The organism is Agrobacterium sp. 33MFTa1.1, from assembly GCF_004328495.1.
GTDB classification, from domain to species: Bacteria; Pseudomonadota; Alphaproteobacteria; order Rhizobiales; family Rhizobiaceae; genus Agrobacterium; species Agrobacterium pusense.
Genome location: NZ_CP036359.1, coordinates 376,259 through 396,225 on the forward strand (window position 1 = coordinate 376,259; position 19,967 = coordinate 396,225).

The following is a 19,967-nucleotide window of genomic DNA, read 5'->3' on the forward strand; positions in this document are numbered from 1 at the left end:
GGACGACACGATGAATTCCTTCAAGACTCACAGTTCTCACTGGGGGGCCTTCTCCGGGCGGCTCACAAATGGGCGACTGGAGATAAAGCCTCACTCCGGCGACCCCCATCCATCCCCGCTACTGGGCAATCTTCCGGCGATCGCCGACAGCCCCGTCCGCATCCGACGGCCCGCTGTCCGGCGGGGGTGGCTTGAGCGCGAAACCAACCATGCACAGCGACGGGGCGCTGACGACTATGTCGAGGTCAGCTGGGCCGAAGCGACGACACTGGTCGCCGACGAACTGAGGCGGGTCTACGACAGTCACGGTCCAAGCGCCGTGTTCGGCGGCTCCTACGGCTGGTCCAGTGCCGGTCGCTTTCATCACGCGCAAAGCCAGATCCACCGCTTCTTGAATGTCCTCGGCGGATATGTCCGGTCGGTCAACACCTATAGTTCCGGTGCGGCCATGGTCATAATCCCCCATGTCCTGGGCCCTTATGACAGCTTCGACCGAAAGAGCGTGACCTGGGATGCCATCGAACGCAGCAGCGAGCTGGTGCTCGCCTTTGGCGGGATGGCGATCAAGAATGCCGATGTCCACGGCGGAGGGATCAGCACGCACACGGTCCGGCAAAAACTTGCCGGCGCGAAGGCTCGCGGTGCGCATTTCACATTCATCAGCCCTCTGGCAGACGATTTCCCCGCTGAGGCGGATGCCGAGTGGCTTCCCATCATCCCGGGCACCGACGTGGCGATGATGCTCGGGCTGGCGCACGTCCTCGTTACGGAAGGCCTGCACGACCGGACGTTTCTGGAGCGTTATACGGTCGGATATGACCGGTTTGAAAACTATCTTCTCGGCAGGGAGGACGGCCAGCACAAAAGCCCGGAATGGGCGGCCGAAATCTGCAACATCGCGCCGGACACGATACGCAAGCTGGCGCGCAGGATGGCCGGTTCGAGAACCCTGATCACCGTCAGTCATTCGCTGCAGCGGGCCGATTACGGAGAGCAGCCGGTGTGGATGGGCATTGTGCTTGCCGCCATGCTCGGCCAGATCGGATCGGACGGCGGCGGATTTTCTTATTCCCTTGGCGCGTTGGGCAATATCGGCAAGAACCTGCTCGCCGTTCCCCTGCCAACGCTGCAGCAATTCAAAAACCCTGTGCCGGACTATATTCCCTGCGCACGCATCTCCGATATGCTGCTCAATCCCGGCGCCGAGTTCCATTACAATGGGCGCACGCTTCTTTATCCTGACATCCGGCTTGTCTATTGGGCGGGCGGCAATCCATTTCACCATCATCAGGATATCAACCGGTTGCGAGCCGCTTTCAGGCGGCCGGAAACGATCATCGTCCACGAGTCCGCCTGGACCTCCACCGCCAGACACGCCGATATCGTGCTGCCCGCCACGACCACGCTTGAGCGTGACGACATCGGCGCCGCCGATCGCGATCCGCTGATGATCGCCATGAAGCGCCTGATCGCCCCCGTCGGCGAAGCACGCGACGATTACGAAATATTCGCCGGCATTGCCCGCGAACTCGGCAGGTTCGAGGCCTTCACCGAAAACCGCAGCAGCGGAGAATGGCTTGCCTTTCTATACGAAACGACCCGTCAGGCACTTGCCGCGTCGGGCCATGAGGCGCCGGACTTTGAAACCTTCTGGGAACGCGGAGAACTGTCCCTTCCAGTCAAGCCGGACGACGGTGGACCGGCGCGCGCTTTCCTTGATAATCCCGCCACGAAACCGCTGGCGACCCCCTCAGGAAAGATCGAGATTTCTTCCGGGACCGTTGAGGGTTTCGGTTACGATGACTGCAAGGGTCATCCACGCTGGTATCCACCCAGAGTGGAAACTCCAGACGATGCGCACCTCTATCCGCTGCATCTCGTCTGCAATCAACCATATCAACGCCTGCACAGTCAGCTGGACTATGGTGATTTCAGCCGTTCCACCAAGATCATGGACAGGGAGCCCGTCCGTATCCATCCAGCCGACGCCTCGGCCCGTGGAATATCTGACGGCGATGTCGTGAGGCTTTTCAATCAGCGCGGCAGCTGCCTGGCGGGCGCCCTTCTCAGTGAAGACGTCATGCCGGGGGTAATGCAGCTCGCTACCGGCGCCTGGTTCGAACCAGAGGATCCAACTGCCGAAAACTCGATATGCATCCACGGAAATCCAAATATTCTGACCCGCGATATCGGCACATCGAAATTGTCGCAGGCATCGACCGGCCAGATCGCGAAGGTGGAGATCGAGCGTTTCACCGGGGCTCTGCCGCCCGTGACAATTTTCCAGGCAATGCGATTTCTATCGCGAGAACAGGTCGGCCCAGACGCCGAGCCGTCGTCACTCCACGCCGGAACCCCGCATTCCAAGGGGCCCTGAAACACCAATCCAAACAGCCGCCGAAATGACGATAAAATAATTCACTAAATCCATAGAAAAAGAATAACCAGTCTTTCTCCCTCACGCCTGACTGCTAGGTTAAGGGCAAGACGGACAGCGCAGAAGGGGATCGCGCCATGACTGGAATATGTAGAAGCGGGCGCGCTCCTCTGCCACGCAGGTTCTCGGGAACCGCTCGCTAGCGTCGCGTCGCCCAATCAGGCCACCAATGAACTCAAGCATTCTCCTGCTCGGCCGAGAGGCCGGCGCGGCAACGGTTTGACATGCGTTTGAGCAGCCACCGCAGAAGCACGCGCATCCCAGGAGATGCGGAAATTGCAACGAAAAACCTTGGAATTTTCAGGATCATACAATGACAAAGCGTCCTTTCTCATCGTCTCTTTCGCGTCGCCGCCTGCTTCTTACGGCTTCGCTCGCTGTTTCGGCCTCGCTGTTTTTATCGACGGCTGCACCCTTGAGGGCTGTGGCCGCAGACACGCCACATGATGGCGGTGACATCACGTTTCTGATCGATTCCCTGGGCGACACGTGGATCCCCAATAACAGCGCGATCTCCAGTTTCCAGGGCCACATATGGGGTCATGTCACGGATAAGCTGCTGTACGTCGATGCCGAAGGCAAGGTCAGCCCGTGGATTGCCGAGCGCTGGGAGCAGAACGACACCGCGACGGAGTTCACCCTCCACCTCAAAAGCGGCGTGACTTTCTCCGATGGCGAACCGCTGGATGCCAAGGCCGTCGTTGCCAATCTCGACATCTGGTATGCCGGCCGCAAGAACGAGGGCATCAACCCGATCGGCCTCTTCCCCAAGACCTATGATCACGCCGAAGCGGTTGATGCGACGACGGTCAAGGTTTTCTTCAAGAAGCCGACGCTCGGGTTCATTCCGACGCTTGGCTACCACGGCTCCATCCTGATCTCTCCCAAGACCATTGCCCAGCCTGCCGGCCAGCAGGCGGACCTCAGCAAGACCGCCGGCAGCGGACCCTATGTGGTGGAGTCCTGGAAAGAGGGCGACCACGTCACCCTGGTCAAGCGCAAGGACTATAATTGGGGTCCCGCCGCAGTCGGCCACACCGGCCCCGCCTATCTCGATACCATCACCTACAAGCTGGTCTCTGAGCCATCCCTTCGCGTCGCCTCCGTTCAGTCCGGTCAGGCGGATGTCGCCTACAACGCCTCGCCCCAGGAACTGAAATCGCTCAAGGAGGAAGGCTTCACCATCGCGACCCCGCGTTATCTCGGCTTCGTCAACGGCTGGGCCGTCAACACCAAGCTTCAGCCCTATGATGATGTGAAGGTGCGTCAGGCACTCCAGGCAGGTATCAACCGTCAGGAAATCATCGACACAGTCTATACGCAGGACTGGAAGCTCGCGACGTCCTTCATCCAGAGCAACGTCCCGGGAGCCACGGATCACAGCGATCTCCTCGCCTACAACCCGGACAAGTCGGAAAAGCTTCTGGACGAAGCCGGATGGGTCAAGGGTGCGGACGGCGTTCGCGTGAAGGACGGCAAGCCGCTGGAATTGACGATCCATTCCAATCCTTATCTGGCAACCTCGAAATCAGTCGATGAGCTGATTGCCCAGCAGCTCGGCCGGCTTGGATGGAAGGTCAATATCAGGGCTTATGATGTCGTGACCTTTGGCGAGAAGGTCAAATTCGGTGGCGCCGCCGTTCCGACATATGAAGTCACCCGCAGCTTTATCGACGCCGGTACGGTCGCAAGCATCCTGACCAACGCCAATAATGGCGAGAACTGGTTTGCGCTGGACGAGCGTGATGCGACGCTCAACGACCTGCGCGACAAGATCGCTGGTGCAGGTTCCGTCGAGGATCGGAAGCCTCTGCTCGATGGCCTGCAAAAATACGTGCTGGAACAGGGCTACTTCATCCCGCGCACGCAAATCGTTCAGCGCATTTACGTGCAATCGCCGAAGCTGAAGGGCGAAGTCTATAACGGCGTCGCTTATGCCAGCTATTACACAGCTTTCATTGCCGAATGACGCCAGCACCACCGAGTAACGTCAAGGAGGTGACGGCATGAGCAATGCCTACCTAACCTACGCCGCAAAGCGGCTCGGCCAGGCGATCGTCGTCATCCTTCTGGCCTATGTCTTCACCTTCGTGGTCGTCAGCGTCCTGCCTGGCGACCCGATCACCAGCGTTCTGCGCAACCCGCAGAACGGCTTTACCGAGCAGGAGATTACCGAAATCATTGCGGCACAGGGGCTGGACCAGCCGATCATCGTGCAGCTCTGGCACTCCCTGTCGGCCTTCCTGACAGGCGATCTGGGCATCTCGATGCGCTCCAACCGACCGGTCTCGACGCTCATCGCCGAGGTGCTGCCATCGACGCTGGTCTTGGCCACCGCCGGGCTGACCGTGGCGCTGATCCTCGCCTTTGCGGTCGCCTACGGCACGCAGGTCGTGCCGAAGCGTTACGGACAGGGATTGCTGCGTGCCTTCCCTTCCCTGTTCCTGTCGACACCCAATTTCGTCATCGGCCTGTTTCTGATCCACCTTTTCGGTTTTCAGCTCAGGCTGTTCCGGGTCATCGAACCCGACAGTTTCTGGGCCACGCTGTTTGCGGCGATCACCATCGGCATACCGTTTTCCGCACAGATCGCGGAGGTCCTGATCGCCAATCTCGATCATGAGGCAGAGCAGGATTACGCAGCGGTTGCCCGCAGTCGCGGCATCGGGCCAAGACGGCTTTTTGCAACACATCTCCTCAAGCCTGCCTCCTTGCCCGTGGTGACGGTTATCGCCCTCACCGTCGGCGAACTTCTGGGCAACTCGCTGATTACTGAGACGGTATTCGGCCGCACCGGTATCGGCAGTCTCGTCCAGCGTTCCGTCAGCACTCAGGATCTGCCGGTCCTGCAGGCGATCGTCTCGCTGGGGGCCGTGGTGTTCGTCGTCGTCAACCTCATCGCCGATCTCCTCTATCCGCTGCTCGATCCAAGGGTGAAAATTATCGTTGGCCGAAAACGCCGCCTGTCGACGATCGACGACACGTCGCTTGGCCTTGAAACGGGGGCCAAACCATGAGCCTTATTTCCAGCCCGGCTTCCATCAGCAATCCGTTGGAGAGACTGAAAACTCTCAACATAACTGCAACGGTCGCCCTCTCCGTGCTTGTCATCGCAATCGTCGTCGCCTGGTCGATTGCACCGCAGCTTTTCACCACCCAAAGCCCGATCAACGGCGTCCCGGCTGACAAGCTTCTTGCGCCAAGTTTTGCCCATTGGTTCGGCACGGATCATCTCGGGCGCGATCTCTATACACGGGTCGTTTATGGCACCGCTTCATCTGTATCGAGCGCTTTGGTCGCTGTCGTCATCGGCGTCGTCATCGGCGGTGTGATCGGTCTGCTTGCCGGATTTTTCGGCGGCTGGGTGGATATCGTCTTTGCCCGTTTTGTCGACGTGCTGTTATCCATCCCGAAGTTCCTGCTGGCGGTCATCATCGTCACCGCAATCGGCTTCGAGACAATCAACGCCGCCATTGCTACAGGCATATCGGCGATCGCCTTCTTCGCCCGTGTGGCGCGCTCAGAGGTCATCAAGACGCGTCAGGCGACCTTCGTGGAGGCATCGTTTCTCTCGGGTGGCTCACGCGGCTACATCGTGCTGAGACATGTGCTGCCAAACGCATCCCGCTCGATGTTGCCGCTGGCCGTCCTGCAATTCGGCGAGTCCATTCTCGTCATCGCCAGCCTCGCCTTCCTCGGCTACGGCGATCCGCCGCCCTCTTCCGACTGGGGCCTGCTGATCTCGATCGGCAAGGACTACCTCAAATGGCCCTGGCTCGTTTATGCGCCCGCGTTCGTTACGATCGTGACCGTCCTCTCTGTCAACAGGATCAGCCGATGGCTTCGCAAATCGCATTGAAAACAGCGCCGACCCCTCCCCGGATAGTGGCAGAGGCACCGCAGCCCGCCATACCCCTGCTCGGCGTTGAAAATCTTGCCGTGTCCTACGGGCGGCAGGAGGTCGTGCACGGTGTCAGCTTCGAGCTTGGGCGTGGCGAAAGTCTTGCGCTGATCGGAGAATCCGGTTCGGGAAAGTCGACCATCGCAAAGGCTGTACTAAGACTGCTTCCCAACGGCGCAAACGCCACGGGCCGGGTTGTTTTCGACAGGCAGGACATTCTGGCATTGCCGGAACGGCGCTTCAGGCCTTTTCGTGGCCGCGAAATCGGCTTCGTGCCGCAGGATCCGGGCAACTCTCTCAATCCTGTGAGAACAATCGGCGCGCAGGCGCTGGAGGCGGCAGCGCTGACGGAAGAGGCCAACCCCGCAATCCGCAAGCTCCTCATTCTGGAAACATTCGCGAAGGTGGGTCTCGACAATCCGCAACGGGTTTACGATTCCTATCCGCATCAACTGTCGGGCGGAATGCTGCAGCGTGTACTGATCGCGCTCGCAATATTACCGCGCCCCGCATTGCTGGTGGCGGATGAGCCGACGTCGGCGCTCGACGTCACAATCCAGAAACGCATTCTCGATCTCCTCTCCCGTCTTCGCGATGAGCTGAACATCAGCCTGCTTCTCATCACCCATGATCTCGCAATAGCGGCGGAGAGGGCGGACAATCTCGTCGTGCTGAAGAACGGCGTCGTGCAGGAAGCGGGCAGGACATCGGCTGTTTTTTCCTCCCCCTCCTCTCCCTATGCCAAAAAACTCCATGGCGACGTGCCCGCGCTCAACCCGGAGCGTTATGCCAAATTTCGCGATCCGGGGTTCAGCCTTCTCGATAGTGACAAATCGCCAAAGATCGCTGTCAGCGGCGTCACCAAGCGCTTCACCGTCGATGGCAAAACCCTGACCGCTGTGGATGATATTTCGTTTACGGTTCCGGCAGGCACGACGCACGCGCTTGTCGGCGAATCCGGCTCCGGGAAAACCACGACCATCCGCCTGCTGCTGGGGCTCGAGCAGCCGGAAAGCGGCACCATCACGGTTGCCGACGAGAGCGTTACAAGCAAGAGCAGCGCTTCCCTGCGGTCGGTATGGCGGCATCTGCAACTGGTTTACCAGAACCCGTTCACGTCACTCGACCCGACATGGAAGGTGGGCCAGCTTGTTCGTGAGCCGCTCGACAGATTCGAGATCGGTACTCCGAAGGAGCGATCCGAGCAGGTGCGGCAAGCTCTCGCAAATGTCGGCTTGAGCGAGCACCTCATGGAACGCAAGCCATCAGCCCTGTCAGGCGGGCAGCGTCAGCGTGTGGCAATTGCCCGTTCGCTGGTCCTCAAGCCTGATGTGATCGTGTTGGACGAACCCACATCCGCTCTCGATGTCAGCGTTCAGGCGGATATCGTCGAGGTTCTGCTGTCGCTGCAGGCGAAGCTCGGACTGACCTATGTCTTTGTTTCGCATGACCTCGCCCTCGTCAGGCAACTTGCGCACAGCGTTTCCGTGATGCAGCGAGGCCGCATTGTCGAACATGGGACCGTCACCGAGATTTTCGGCAATCCGCGACACGAATACACCGCGTCGCTGCTGAACTCCATCCCATCGGGCATCGCCGGAACGGCCCGCACCCATGCAGCCCCGCACGCGCTGCGGAAGGAACAACTCGCATGAATATTGCAGCAGCGTCGCGCGACCTTCCCGCATTGTTCCGGCCGAAAAGCCGGCTGGGTTTCAATACGCGGGTATCATTCAACGACGATGACGGTCCGGCAAAGGGGCTCCGACAGGGCATAGAATTGTTCAGACAGGCGGAAAGGCTTGGGTATCAGTCCGGCTGGGCCTATCAGCGCCATTTCGACCACTATCTTTCTTCGCCGTTGCCCTTCTTTGCGGCGGCCGGCCAGCATACGCGGCACATTACGCTTGGCTCCGCCGTCATCCCGATGCGTTATCAGGACCCCATTCTGCTGGCCGAAGCGGCGGGCACGACCGACCTGCTGATCGACGGCCGGCTTGAACTTGCGATTTCAACCGGGGCAAATGGGGCGTTCGATGCCGTATTCGGATCCGTGGATACCGATGCCCGGACAGAGGCAAAGCGGCGACAGTCGCGTTTTCTTGCCGCCATTGCCGGTGATGTTCTCCACGTTGTTACGCCGAACGACGTTGGTGCGCCTCCGGGAGCCGAGTTGCGGGTGACCCCACACAGCCCCACCTTGCGCAGCCGTATCCGACAGGGCTCCGCCAGTATCGATTCAGCGATTCAGGCCGCCGAACTCGGTATCGGCCTGATTTCCGGTACCGTCCTTCACGATCAGGACGAAGGCGAGACGTTTGGCCAATATCAGGCGCGTATCATCGATGCCTATCGCACCCACTGGCTGCGGATCTGGAAGACAACGCCGCCTCCGGTCGCCGTTGCAGCGTCGATCCTGGTCGGCACCACTCCGGAACTGCGGGAAAAATATGCCGCCTATGACCTTGAACGTCGCACAGTCGGCATTGCGGCCTCACGCCCGAAGGGTGCGCTGGCTCCTGCCGGCCAACCGGCTGGAGCCATGATTTCCCCCGTTTTTCAGGGCGCACCGGATAAGGTCATTGAGGCGGTACTGAGTGACCCCGGGCTGGCGGCCGCAGATGAGCTTGTCCTCTTTTTGCCTCCGGCTTTCGGATTGACCGAAAACGTAAGATTGCTCACCGATCTTGCGACGACGGTTGCTCCCTCCCTGGGGTGGAAACCCGGCCCTTATGACGCAGATGCGGACCCGGCGGCAATCGCCGGTTCTAGGCCACCAGAATAGTCAGGCAATATTTTCTACATTTTCCATAGAAATAGAAAGACCTGTCTTCCTCATATGCCACATCGGCTTTAGCTTTCACTCGACATTTAGAAACACCAAGGAGCTCCCATGGCTGCGGAATTTATCAGCGTCAGCTTTCCCAACGCATCCAATGATCTGAACCCCATCCCTGATGCTCCGGTCGATCCGCTGTTTCTGGAACGTTACGCGCGTGCACTGGATGACTACGGGTTCAACTACACGCTCATTCCCTATTCCTCCTCTTCGTTCGATCCCTTCACGCTGGGTGCGACGGTGCTTGCGCACACGAAGAACATCAAGATCATTGTCGCGCTCCGCCCCAACACGGTCTATCCCACGGTTGCGGCCAAGTCCCTCGCCACACTCGACCAGTTGAGCGGCGGGCGCGTTGTCGTCCACTTCATCGCGGGCGGGAGCGACGAGGAGCAGGCACGCGAAGGCGATTTCCTCAACAAGGAAGAGCGCTACGAGCGTCAGGAAGAATATATCCGCATTCTTCGCCTTGCATGGGCTTCGACGGAGCCGTTCGATTTCGAAGGCAAATATTACCAGTTCAAGCAGTTCCGCAGCGCCGTGCGTCCGACCAATGGCCTTATCCCGATTTCGCTCGGCGGCTCTTCGGATGCTGCTTATCGTATCGGCGGCTCCCTTTGCGACATTTTCGGCCTTTGGGGCGAACCGCTGGCTGAAACAAAACAGCAGATTGACCGTATCTACGCCGAAGCCGCAAAAGCCGGACGCACCGACCGCCCCCGGATCTGGGTTACATTCCGGCCGATCGTCGCCGAAACGGATGAACTGGCCTGGGAAAAGGCGCACAGGGTTCTCGACCGTCTGAACGAGAACCGCCAGAAGGGCCTGTCTCGTGCCCCGGTCAATGCAGCGCCTCCTGCCAATATCGGGTCCCAGCGTCTGCTGGATATCGCCAAGCGCGGCGACGTCCATGACCGCGCACTCTGGTATCCGACCGTTACCGCCACCAATGCCAGCGGCGCGACGACCGCCCTGGTCGGGTCGCCACGCACGATCGCCGACTCCATTCTCGACTATATCGACCTTGGCGCCGATCTGATTTCGATCCGTGGATACGACAACTATAATGATGCCGTAGACTACGGACGATACATCCTGCCCCTCGTCCGCGAGGGTATTCGCGAACGCGAAGAGGCGAAGAAGAAGGCAGCCGCCTGATCACCGCAGTCCGACCACGCCGTCGGACCGATCCACCTCTCTTCCAAGACCGGGATCATCCACCCCTGTGACGGGTGATCCCGCCTGCCGACCATGAGAAAGCCGCTATCCGCATGTCCTATGACCCCACCGCACTCGACGCAGCCGCGCGCGTCCTTTCCGAAGCCGCACCGGATGCGGATCAGACCGGTCAGTTTCCTTGGCCCGGTATTCGCGCCGTTCATAAGGCTGGACTTCTCGAAAGCACGGTGGCCACGCGTTATGGCGGACCGGGAGGAACCTTGAGCACCGCAGCCCATATTCTGGCGGCGCTCGGGCGAGGCGATCCTTCTGTAGCGCTTATCAGCGCAATGACGATTTTTACACATCTCGGGCAGGCCACGAAGGGCCATTGGCCGGACGGTCTCTATAGGGAACTTCTTTCACAGGCAAAGCAGCAGCCGCTTCTTCTGAACGCCGCGCGTGTGGAACCAGAGCTGGGGTCGCCGGCCCGCGGCGGATTGCCGGCCACGCGTGCGCACCGGACGGCAAATGGCTGGTCGATCACGGGCCGCAAGCGCTTCGTAACGGGTGCCTATGGCCTCACCCATTTTCTCGTCTGGGCGCATACCGATGAGGTTCAGCCACGGGTCGGCACCTTCGTCGTCCCCAACGGTCTGCCCGGCATCAAGATTATCGAGAACTGGAAAAGCCTCGGCATGCGGGCGACCGGTTCGCACGATGTCGAGTACACCGAAGTTGAAATCCCGGCAGAAAATGTGCTGGAGCTCGTTGATCCCTCGGTCGCCCAGCAGGATAATCGCGGCCACGCGGCAATGACGCTTGCACTCACTGCCATCTATCTGGGCGCGGCCGAAGCCGCCCAAGAAGCGTTCATCCGCTTCGCGCATGAGCGCGTGCCGGCTAATCTTGGCCGCCCGATTGCGCAAACGGAACGTTTCGTTGAACTCTCGGGTGAAATCGACCTTCTGGTTGCCGGCGCCCGCCAGATCATCTTTGGCGCGCTCGCAAACCATATTGGCGATGCCGAACACCTGATAAGGGCCCGCCTTCTCGCCGGGAGGCAAATCCGCGACGCTGTCCAGCTGGCGGTCCGCGGCATCGGCAACCCCGGTCTCAATGCCGATCTCGGGCTCGAGCGTCATTTCCGGGATATCCAGTCAGTCCTCGTCCATGCACCCCAGGAAGACACGTCCGTCGCCATTCTCGGACGCGCCGCCTTTGAGAAGTGGAAGACCGGCGAGAATGATCGATCGGCACATCCGGCCGGGCTGTCGATTCTCAAGACGGCCTAGGGCGCGCAGACAGAAACCGCATTTATGCAGGATCACCCGAAAGAAAGTTCAATGAGCAACAATCTGATCGTCGGTTTCTCCGGCAACACATCGCGGCCATCAAGCACAAAGCGCTTCGTCGAAAGCGTCAGCGAGGCGCTGGCCGGCCAACTGGGCCTGCAACATCAGGTTTTCGACGTTGAGGATCTCGGCCCCTCCCTAAGCTCGGCACGATCCGTAGCAGACCTGGAAGTCAGCGCGCGGCAGGTCGTTCAGACCATCATCGACGCTGAAGCTCTGGTGATCGGTTCACCGACTTACAAGGGAAGCTATACCGGCCTATTCAAACACGTCATCGATCTTCTCGATCCCGCCGACCTCAGGGGCAAACCTGTCATCTTGACGGCGACAGGCGGCGGGGACCGGCACTCGCTTGTGGTGGAACACCAACTCAGGCCGCTATTTGCCTTTTTCGAAGCCTTCGTGACGCCGACCGCAATCTACACCTCCGGCCGGGATTACGTGGAAGGGCAGGTTTCTCCCGTGGTGAACGCCCGGGTAAATCAGGCAATCGCAGAAGCCGCGCTTCTCGTCAAAGCTCGTTTCGGAAACGTAACAATCGCGGCAGAATAATTTAGAAATGGACGGCCTTTGCCAAGGCAGGCTGCAGGCGCGACCGAAAGCTATCGGAATTCGGCGGAACCCGCCGCGACAGCGCCGGTGGCTTTGCCTTGGGCTGCATCCCGCTCGATGGTCGTGCAAAGCGTTTAGACGGCGTGCCGGCAGGATCAATCTGCAGGGATCGGCGCGTCACATGTCCGCGACCACGCGTTTGCGCGTAGCTCGGCGGCACCGCACAAGGGGATAACGACGCCACGGACACGCGTAGCGCCCGTGGATGTGATGATAAACGACAAGCAAGCTGAACTTAATCAGACTCTCCTCGTGGGCTGCTTTTGCTTGAACAGCTTTAGCTAAAGCAAGAGCAACGTACCCTAGATGCGGGCGCCGCCCGTTGCATCGATCATCTGGCCCGTCGTCCAGCGGGCATCGCTGGATGCGAGGAAGGTAATCACGTCGGCGATATCCTCCGCCTTTCCGACGCGCGAGAATACCGAGAGGGCTTCGGCGCCAGCGCGCGCTTCCGGAGACGACAGCCACTCTGCATTCATGTCGGTTTCCGTGACACCCGGCAGCACGGCATTGACTGTGATACCGCGCGTGGCAAACTCCGGTGCCAGCGCCAATGTCAACGTTTCCAGCGCGCCCTTGGACGCGGCGTAAGCGGGATGAGTCGGCGCTGCGATGCGCGTAAACCCGGTCGAGACGTTGATAATACGGCCGTTTTCACGGATGTGGTCGGCCACGGCCTGGATCAGGAAAAACGGCGCCTTGTAGTTGATCGTCATCACCTCATCGAACGCGGCTTCGCTCGTCTGCGTCAATGGCAGTGCGGGCGCGATACCGGCATTGTTCACGAGAATGTCGAGAGCGGTCGAGCCCGTCTCGATCTGCGCTGCTTCGCTGAACTGCGCCCACAGGCTGTCGGCCGCGTTCTTGCCCTGTCTGAGATCGGCCTTCACGGCGACGGCCTTGACGCCGAGCCCTTCGATCTCGCGCACCGTGGCATTGGCCGCATCCGCGTTGGCGGCATAATGCACGCCAATCAGCGCGGCACCCTCCCTGGCAAAGGCAAGGGCAACCGCCCGGCCGATCCCGCGTGAACCTCCAGTGATAAGGGCTGTCTTGTCTGCAAGTCGCCTGGACATTGATCACTCCGTTGCCAAAATAAATAGTGACCCCTATAATAATGAGCGAAGCGCATCTGTCAACAATATAATAGGGATCACTATTTTATGGAGACACCAGTCCGCAGACGAGGCAGACCCCGCCTGCTCGATCGCGACGTTGGGCTCGACATCGCGGCACGGCTGTTTTGGGAGCGCGGCTACGAAGGAACCTCAACCGCCGATCTGACGAAAGCGATGGGCATCAATCCGCCGACGCTCTATTCGATGTTTGGATCGAAGGAGGAGTTGTACCGCCAGGCGCTGGATTTCAGCATTGCTCGTGAAAACAGCCGTCGATCCGCCATATTGCAGTCCGATCTGCCGCTTTACGAAGCTCTGAGGCTTTACCTCTACGATATTGCCGATGGAGACACCCAGCCGGACAAGCCGCGCGGATGCATGGTCTCCACGGCCGTCCTGCAGCATGCGGAAGAAAATGCGTCCGTAGCGCGTCTGACGGCGACATTGCGCGAGGCATCAATGCAGGCCCTCAAGACCCGCTTCGACCGTGCAGTCGACGAAGGGGAACTGCCGGCGGGAACCGATACCGACACGCTTGCCCGCTTTTATGGTGCAATCATCCAGGGCATGTCCGCCCAAGCCTGCGACGGCGCCTGCAACGCCTTGCTGAAGCGGCTGATCGACCTTGCCCTCGCAGCTTGGCCCGGAACGCGTATCCCCTGACGGGAGCAGGCCCGCCGGGTGAGCTGACGATCATATCGTTACCCAGATCGGAGCTGATAACTGAAAGCCTGCGGCAGAACGGAGGATCGCGCAGCCCTTCGGGTCGGCACGTTCTCAGATCTGCACTGGCTTGATGGTGTCTATACGGACATCGCCGTCCATCACCCCTCGCGTCAGACCCTGTCGACCGTGTTCCACTTCGATCACCGTATAGAGTTTTTCATCTCTAAAGGCGCTTGCATTCAACGTCGACACGTCTTCAGCGGGAAGGGCGTCGATCTCCATGAAATCGAGTTCCGCACCTGCAGCGACGATCCGTGCATCACCCGCCGTCCGCGCTGCGACGACCACGGTTCCGTGGGCAGGCGCATTCTGCCAGCGTGGGTCGTCCGGCGCCGCAACAGGTTCAAGGCGATAAACATTGAGGGTTTCGCCGGCGGCCGTTCCGCGCGCTATCTCGGTGGCATCGTCAAACTGAGCCTGGCTTTCAAGCGAGTAGCCGAACCGATTGTCGGTCGTACCCGTGTTTTCGGCGTAATCGCCATCCGTGGATTTTGAGTTAGACATGATATCTCCTCTCTTTTCCGCCTTGACCCTTGGTACAAACCGCGGACCTTGTCGAAGTGTTCCAAGCCCGGTCGGAACTCAGCCATTAGCCAACTGGTAGCAGCGGAAATTTCAATCATCGGTCAGTCTCGGCTCCCGGGTCATTGTCCGGTTTCATCGCTACTTTCATGGGAAGACGCAGACGCCAACATCCGACGCTGTGTAACGGGAATACTATTCGAGCACCCGGATCCGTCTCGATGCTGCAACCGGCTATTTACCAGCAAGCGACGCTGAAAAGAGCCGGCTGGACCCCCAACCGAATCACCGTCGCGGAACCTTGTCAGCCGACGAGGTTTTAAGACGAACTTGGCTGGAGCAAATTCTTGAGCTGAAATCGAGCTTTAAAGAGTTGAACTGGATCCGGTGAGGTGAAGGAGACACGATTTGCCAATCATTGCCACTGCGGCCTGGTCCATCCCGAGAAAGGTGGCCGACCGGTTCCCGAGAGAAGGGAGCGGCCTTCAACGTTACGCCTCGGTCTTTGATGGAGTCGAAATCAACTCCACATTCTACCGTCGGCACAAGGCGTCCACCTTCGCGCGGTGGGCTGAATCCGTGCCCGACACCTTCCGTTTCTCTGCAAAGATACCCAAAGAGATTTCGCATAGGCGCAGAATGAACGATATAGCCGAGCCGTTTGAAACTTTCATAGAAGACCTTGCGCCACTGGGTCGAAAGCGTGGACCGCTTCTGTGTCAGCTTCCGCCATCGCTTGCCTTTGATATCCGGACGTCAGACAGGGCGTTCGAGGCGATGCGTGGGTCTGATAACGGGCAGATTGTCATTGAAGCCCGGCACGAGAGCTGGGCGTCGCAGGAAGCGGTTGATTTGCTGAAAACATACAAGATTGACCGCGTTTTCGCCGATCCGGCGCTCGTGTGGCCTGCGGAAACCTTCAACGAACCCCCGCGATATGTTCGCCTGCACGGAAAACCAAAGATCTATTATTCCACTTATAGCGACGATGAGATCAGGCACTTTTGCAAACTCGTTGCGCCTGACGGTTGGTGCGTCTTCGACAACACCGCCTCAGGCGCTGCAATCGAGAATGCTCTGAGCATGACATCCATACCCGCACGCGATCCTGCGCGCAGGGCATCAGGATGATGCAGGTGCACTTGCGATATCAGTTCCGCGGACGAGGCAGGGATGATACACCGCGATATTCCCGCAAATTCACTGCAATTCCACCCATCATATTCCGGATCCGAAAAGCTCGCGGTCATCATCCCCTTCCCAGGGAGATGGCGCCGAGAGCCCACCGGTATTCGCCGCCGGAACCGGCATCCAGCACTTCAGCTCCGGTTCCGCATATTCAATTATCCGACCCGGTGAGGAATCCGAAGCTCGCCAGCCTTCTGCTCCGAGCCGGTCGCCATTGGACCAATAAACAAGATCCACCTGTGCCGGGCCTTGCTCCGACGAGCGGATCGTCACGAGAATCCGGGTACCGTCTTTCGGTGCGCTTGTCATGTGACGCCACGGCTGGTCCATTTTTGCTCTCCCTTGCCAATGCCCCAAGTTTTGCCTCGCCGCGAGAGGCGGTCAATTCAAACTTTTTGGAACTCGCACAATGCGGGCGCTTCGCTTCCAGTCCCGGCTTCAACACGGCCGTTCAGTTTCTCCGGAAAGCAAAAACACGGCACAGCATGAGCTGCCTGTCCCAGGTTGGACCTGCCTCGACGAACGCGATGCAGTTGCGAAGGGAAGCTACCCCCTAGGGTTTGTCGCACAACGATTAGCGGAAGGGGGCGTTACGGACATACAATCCGCTTCATGGAACGACACCGGGCCACATCACACGGAATAGTCACGCCCAAATCACGCCGCTTGGCGGCCTAACCGCTCAAAATTCCGAGCGCCCCATGAAAACTGCAACGCCACGCGCCAATGAAAGCGCATGACATCGCAGAATTGAGCAAACCATTTCGCTAGCTACGCCCCTCGCCCATTGCCTTCAGGCCTCTCTGAAGGTGCGGTTCGCCTGATCAATCAACGGCTTGAGGAAATAGGACAAGACGCTTCGCTCACCTGTCGTGATGAAAGCTTCCACCGGCATGCCGGGCATGAGGCTGAATTCGCCAAGACGCTTTATCTGCTCTTGCGACGTGGCAACACGTACCAGATAAAAGCTGGTGCCCGTTCGCTGATCCACCGTCACATCAGCGGAGATACGTTCCACCGTTCCGGTTATTTCCGGCGTCGTTTTCTGGTTGAAGGCGGAGAAGCGCAGGTTGGTCAGCTGACCGTAATAGATCTGATCGATATCCTGCGGCGCGACCTTGACCTCGACCACCAGTTTGTCGACTTCCGGCACGATCATCATGATCTGCTCGCCGGGCGCCACAACACCGCCGATGGTGTGCACTGAAAGCTGGTGCACCACCCCATCCTGCGGCGCCAGGATATCGACGCGTTTCAGCTGGTCTTCGGCCGCCACCCGGCGCTCGACATATTCACCGATGCGCGCATCCATTTCGCGCAGATCGGAACCCACCTCTTCCGACCATTGTTCGTCGATTTGCAGGATTTGCAGCGCGGTTTCGCTGATCTTCGCTTCGACCCCGGCAATGCCGGCCATCAGCCGGCCAATATCACCGTCGATATCCGTGGCCTGACGCTCCAGTGTGCTGAGGCGGCTTTTTTCCATCAGCCCCCTTTCATGCAGGGAGCGAAAGCGTATGAGCTCTTCATCGACCATGCCCTGCTCGCGCAAATTCGCCGCGCGCTCGGCTTCCATGCCGCTTATCTCATCGCGGAGCTGTCGCACGCGTTGTTCGAGCTGGCGTTTTTTACTTTCGCGAACCGCCTTGCGGTTTTCATACAGGCGCTGTTCGGCATTCATCATGGCCAGAACCTCGCCATCGCCGGCGCGATCGAGCAGCGTTTGCGGAAAAATCACCCGGCCGGCCCGATCACGCTCGCTCTCCAGCCGCGCCTTGCGGGCGGTGAATTGATCGAGGCTCTTGACGATGATGGCGAGATTGGCCTTGGTCATCGTCGCATCGATACGCATGACCACATCGCCTGCCTTGACCCGGTCTCCGTCCCGCACGGCCAGTTCGCTGACAACGCCGCCCACGGGATGCTGGACTTTCTTCAGGCTGGTTTCCACCACCAGAGAACCCTGCGCGATGACCGCACCCACAATCTCGGTGCCGACGGCCCAGCCGCCGAAGACGCCGACGAGGGTTAGAAAACCCAGTCCACCAACGAAAATATGGTTGCGGATCGAGCGTCTGAGTGTCTGCCATTCATCCATATTCAGATCTTTCCTGCTTCCGTGGCCTGCACGACCTTGAGGGCGCCTGCCGCACCACCGACCGGACGCAGCACCTTGGCGAGTACTTCCTCCTTGGCGCCGAAGGCCTGCTGCCGTCCGTCAGCGAGCATGAGCACCTTGTCCACGGCCAGAAGCGCGCTTGGACGATGGGCGATGATGACGGCCACGCCGCCACGCTCGCGAATGCCGAGAATGGCAGCCGTCAGCGCCTCTTCGCCTTCGGAATCGAGGTTGGAATTGGGTTCGTCGAGCACAACGAAAAACGGCTCGCCATAAAGGGCACGCGCCAGCGCTATCCTCTGTTTTTGCCCCGCCGACAATTGCCGGCCGGTTTCGCCTACCAGAGTGGAATAGCCATCGGGCAGGCTCACAACGAGGTCGTGGATGCGCGCAGCACGGGCGGCCGCGATGATTTTTTCCGAACTCGCCTGCCGGTCGAAAGAGGCGATGTTTTCCGCAATGGTGCCGTCCAGCAAGTCGATTGCCTGCGGCATGTAGCCGATGTGGCGCGCCAGCGCCTCTGCCGGCCATTGGTCCAGCGTTGCGCCATCCAGCCGGATCGAGCCTTTGAGCGGGCGCCAGAGGCCGACCAGCAACCGTGCGAGCGAACTTTTCCCCGAACCGCTCGCGCCGATCACGCCAAGGGCGCTACCGGCCGCCAGCGTGAAGGCGACATCCTGCAGAACCGGCTCGGTCGCTTCCGGTGGAATGGCGCCGACACGTTCGACGGAGAGAAGGGAGCGGGGCGCCGGAAGGTCCATGCGCATGGCGGCATCCGGCAACAGCGCAAGCGTCTTTTCGAGACGGCGGCGGCTCTGCCGGGCAGCGATGAAGCCCTTCCAGTTGGCGATGGCGAGATCCACCGGCGCGAGCGCCCGCGCCGACAGGATGGAGCCGGCGATGATGATGCCGGGTGTCGCCTGCTCATTGATGACCAGCCACGCCCCAACCGCCAGAATGCCGGATTGCAGCAGCATGCGCAGCACCTTGCTTGCCACGCCGAAACCGGAGGCTACATCGCTTGCAGCGCGCTGTTCGCGCACATAAGCGCGGTTGCCCGTCTGCCAGCGATCGCGCAGGGGCGGAACCATACCCATGACGGCGACGATGTCGGCGTTCCGGCGCACGCTTTCAATCAACCGATTGCGCTGGGAGGCGTGTCGCGCGGCCTCCTCGACGGGGCGTCTGGAGACAAGCTCGGTCATCAGCGTGAACGCGGTGAGAATTGCGGCGCCGGCAAGCGCGGTGGCGCCGAGCCAGAAATGAAAGGCAAAACAGATGGCAATATAAAAAGGCAGCCAGGGCAGGTCGAACAAGGCCGTCGGCCCGCTTCCCGACAGGAAAGAGCGGATTGTATCGAGATCACGAAGCGGCTGTGCCTGGGCGCCGCTGACCGGCAGGCGCAATTGCAATCCGATCACCGCCTCGTAGACCCTCGAGGAAAGGACCTGATCGAGACGATCGGAGATGCGCACCAGAAGGCGCCCGCGCAGGGCATCGAACAGACCCTGAAATACGTAAAGCGCCACCACGATGGCGAACAGCGCCACCAGCGTCGGCAGACTGCGGCTGGGCAGGACGCGGTCATAGACCTCCATCATGAACAGCGAGCCGGTGAGATAAAGAATATTGACCAGGGCGCTCATGAGGCCGACGCCGATGAAAGCGACGGCGCAGCCCGCAAATACACCCTTGATCTGACGAACATTACTATTGGCGGATTGGAAACGCATTTTACTGTCCATTGAAATCGCGGCGGCGGGATCAGCCGGCGGCAATACGCCTGTGACAATCTTCCGCGAACGGGAAAAAGCGCATCGCGAGCGGGCCGGCGATCATGTTTGAAGAGGTCGTCATCTCCTGCCTTCCTTCGCGACACGGGAGTGGCCCGAGAGCCATGTCGGCACGCCTAGCGGCAAAGGCTAACGTGCGGATGACGGAGACCTGAAAAATCGTAAACGCGCCATAGGGATTTCCCATGGCGGCCATCGG

16 protein-coding genes are annotated in these 19,967 nt (G+C 59.8%); 11 read left to right on the forward strand and 5 right to left on the reverse strand.

Annotated features, from left to right (window positions below; all coding sequences use genetic code 11):
- The first annotated feature begins 10 nt into the window (after window positions 1–10).
- The 9 genes from EYD00_RS15560 (at window position 11) to EYD00_RS15605 (ending at window position 12,242) form a co-directional block, all read left to right on the forward strand.
- A complete protein-coding gene (locus EYD00_RS15560; RefSeq protein WP_244465098.1) occupies window positions 11–2,377 on the forward strand; it encodes a molybdopterin guanine dinucleotide-containing S/N-oxide reductase in 2,367 nt (788 codons plus the stop codon).
- Window positions 2,378–2,750: 373 nt separating this feature from the next.
- Entirely contained in the window at window positions 2,751–4,406 is a 1,656-nt protein-coding gene (locus EYD00_RS15570; RefSeq protein ID WP_034496924.1) for an ABC transporter substrate-binding protein, read from the forward strand.
- Between the two features lie 37 nt (window positions 4,407–4,443).
- Window positions 4,444–5,454, forward strand: coding sequence for an ABC transporter permease (locus tag EYD00_RS15575; RefSeq protein ID WP_034496926.1), 1,011 nt, complete (start codon window positions 4,444–4,446; stop codon window positions 5,452–5,454).
- Window positions 5,451–6,296 (forward strand): ABC transporter permease, encoded by an 846-nt coding sequence (locus tag EYD00_RS15580; RefSeq protein WP_034496927.1) that lies wholly within the window; start codon window positions 5,451–5,453, stop codon window positions 6,294–6,296. The genes EYD00_RS15575 and EYD00_RS15580 overlap by 4 nt, the downstream gene beginning before the upstream one ends.
- On the forward strand, window positions 6,275–7,993 hold the full coding sequence (locus tag EYD00_RS15585; RefSeq protein ID WP_034496930.1) for a dipeptide ABC transporter ATP-binding protein: 1,719 nt from the start codon (window positions 6,275–6,277) through the stop codon (window positions 7,991–7,993). Before EYD00_RS15580 ends, EYD00_RS15585 begins: the two co-directional genes overlap by 22 nt.
- Window positions 7,990–9,123, forward strand: coding sequence for an LLM class flavin-dependent oxidoreductase (locus EYD00_RS15590; protein WP_034496933.1), 1,134 nt, complete (start codon window positions 7,990–7,992; stop codon window positions 9,121–9,123). Before EYD00_RS15585 ends, EYD00_RS15590 begins: the two co-directional genes overlap by 4 nt.
- Before the next feature lie 108 nt (window positions 9,124–9,231).
- Window positions 9,232–10,335: an LLM class flavin-dependent oxidoreductase gene (locus EYD00_RS15595; protein WP_004445361.1), complete on the forward strand. Its 1,104-nt coding sequence runs from the start codon at window positions 9,232–9,234 to the stop codon at window positions 10,333–10,335.
- A 113-nt stretch (window positions 10,336–10,448) separates the two neighbouring features.
- Window positions 10,449–11,630: an acyl-CoA dehydrogenase family protein gene (locus EYD00_RS15600; RefSeq protein ID WP_034496937.1), complete on the forward strand. Its 1,182-nt coding sequence runs from the start codon at window positions 10,449–10,451 to the stop codon at window positions 11,628–11,630.
- 51 nt (window positions 11,631–11,681) lie between these two features.
- A complete protein-coding gene (locus EYD00_RS15605; protein WP_034497585.1) occupies window positions 11,682–12,242 on the forward strand; it encodes an NAD(P)H-dependent oxidoreductase in 561 nt (186 codons plus the stop codon).
- Window positions 12,243–12,604: 362 nt separating this feature from the next.
- On the opposite strand, the gene EYD00_RS15610 is transcribed toward EYD00_RS15605, so the two are convergent.
- Window positions 12,605–13,378 (reverse strand): SDR family oxidoreductase, encoded by a 774-nt coding sequence (locus EYD00_RS15610; RefSeq protein WP_034496940.1) that lies wholly within the window; start codon window positions 13,376–13,378, stop codon window positions 12,605–12,607.
- Window positions 13,379–13,465: 87 nt separating this feature from the next.
- On the opposite strand from EYD00_RS15610, the gene EYD00_RS15615 reads away from it, so the two are divergent.
- Window positions 13,466–14,083 (forward strand): TetR/AcrR family transcriptional regulator, encoded by a 618-nt coding sequence (locus tag EYD00_RS15615; protein ID WP_034496941.1) that lies wholly within the window; start codon window positions 13,466–13,468, stop codon window positions 14,081–14,083.
- Window positions 14,084–14,197: 114 nt separating this feature from the next.
- Here the strand turns inward: EYD00_RS15615 and EYD00_RS15620 are convergent, their stop codons facing one another.
- Window positions 14,198–14,650 carry a hypothetical protein gene (locus EYD00_RS15620; RefSeq protein WP_004445368.1) on the reverse strand — a complete coding sequence of 151 codons (453 nt, stop codon included), beginning with the start codon at window positions 14,648–14,650 and terminating at the stop codon, window positions 14,198–14,200.
- Window positions 14,651–15,076: 426 nt separating this feature from the next.
- On the opposite strand from EYD00_RS15620, the gene EYD00_RS15625 reads away from it, so the two are divergent.
- On the forward strand, window positions 15,077–15,799 hold the full coding sequence (locus tag EYD00_RS15625) for a DUF72 domain-containing protein (protein ID WP_034496943.1): 723 nt from the start codon (window positions 15,077–15,079) through the stop codon (window positions 15,797–15,799).
- 87 nt (window positions 15,800–15,886) lie between these two features.
- On the opposite strand, the gene EYD00_RS15630 is transcribed toward EYD00_RS15625, so the two are convergent.
- The 3 genes from EYD00_RS15630 to EYD00_RS15640 all read right to left on the reverse strand — a co-directional run bounded on the left by EYD00_RS15630 (window position 15,887) and on the right by EYD00_RS15640 (window position 19,708).
- Window positions 15,887–16,186, reverse strand: coding sequence for a hypothetical protein (locus EYD00_RS15630; protein ID WP_004445373.1), 300 nt, complete (start codon window positions 16,184–16,186; stop codon window positions 15,887–15,889).
- 463 nt (window positions 16,187–16,649) lie between these two features.
- Entirely contained in the window at window positions 16,650–17,954 is a 1,305-nt protein-coding gene (locus EYD00_RS15635) for an HlyD family type I secretion periplasmic adaptor subunit (RefSeq protein ID WP_045531514.1), read from the reverse strand.
- A gap of 2 nt (window positions 17,955–17,956) precedes the next feature.
- Complete coding sequence (locus EYD00_RS15640; protein ID WP_034497587.1) at window positions 17,957–19,708, reverse strand: type I secretion system permease/ATPase; 1,752 nt, start codon at window positions 19,706–19,708, stop codon at window positions 17,957–17,959.
- Between the last annotated feature and the right edge of the window lie 259 nt (window positions 19,709–19,967).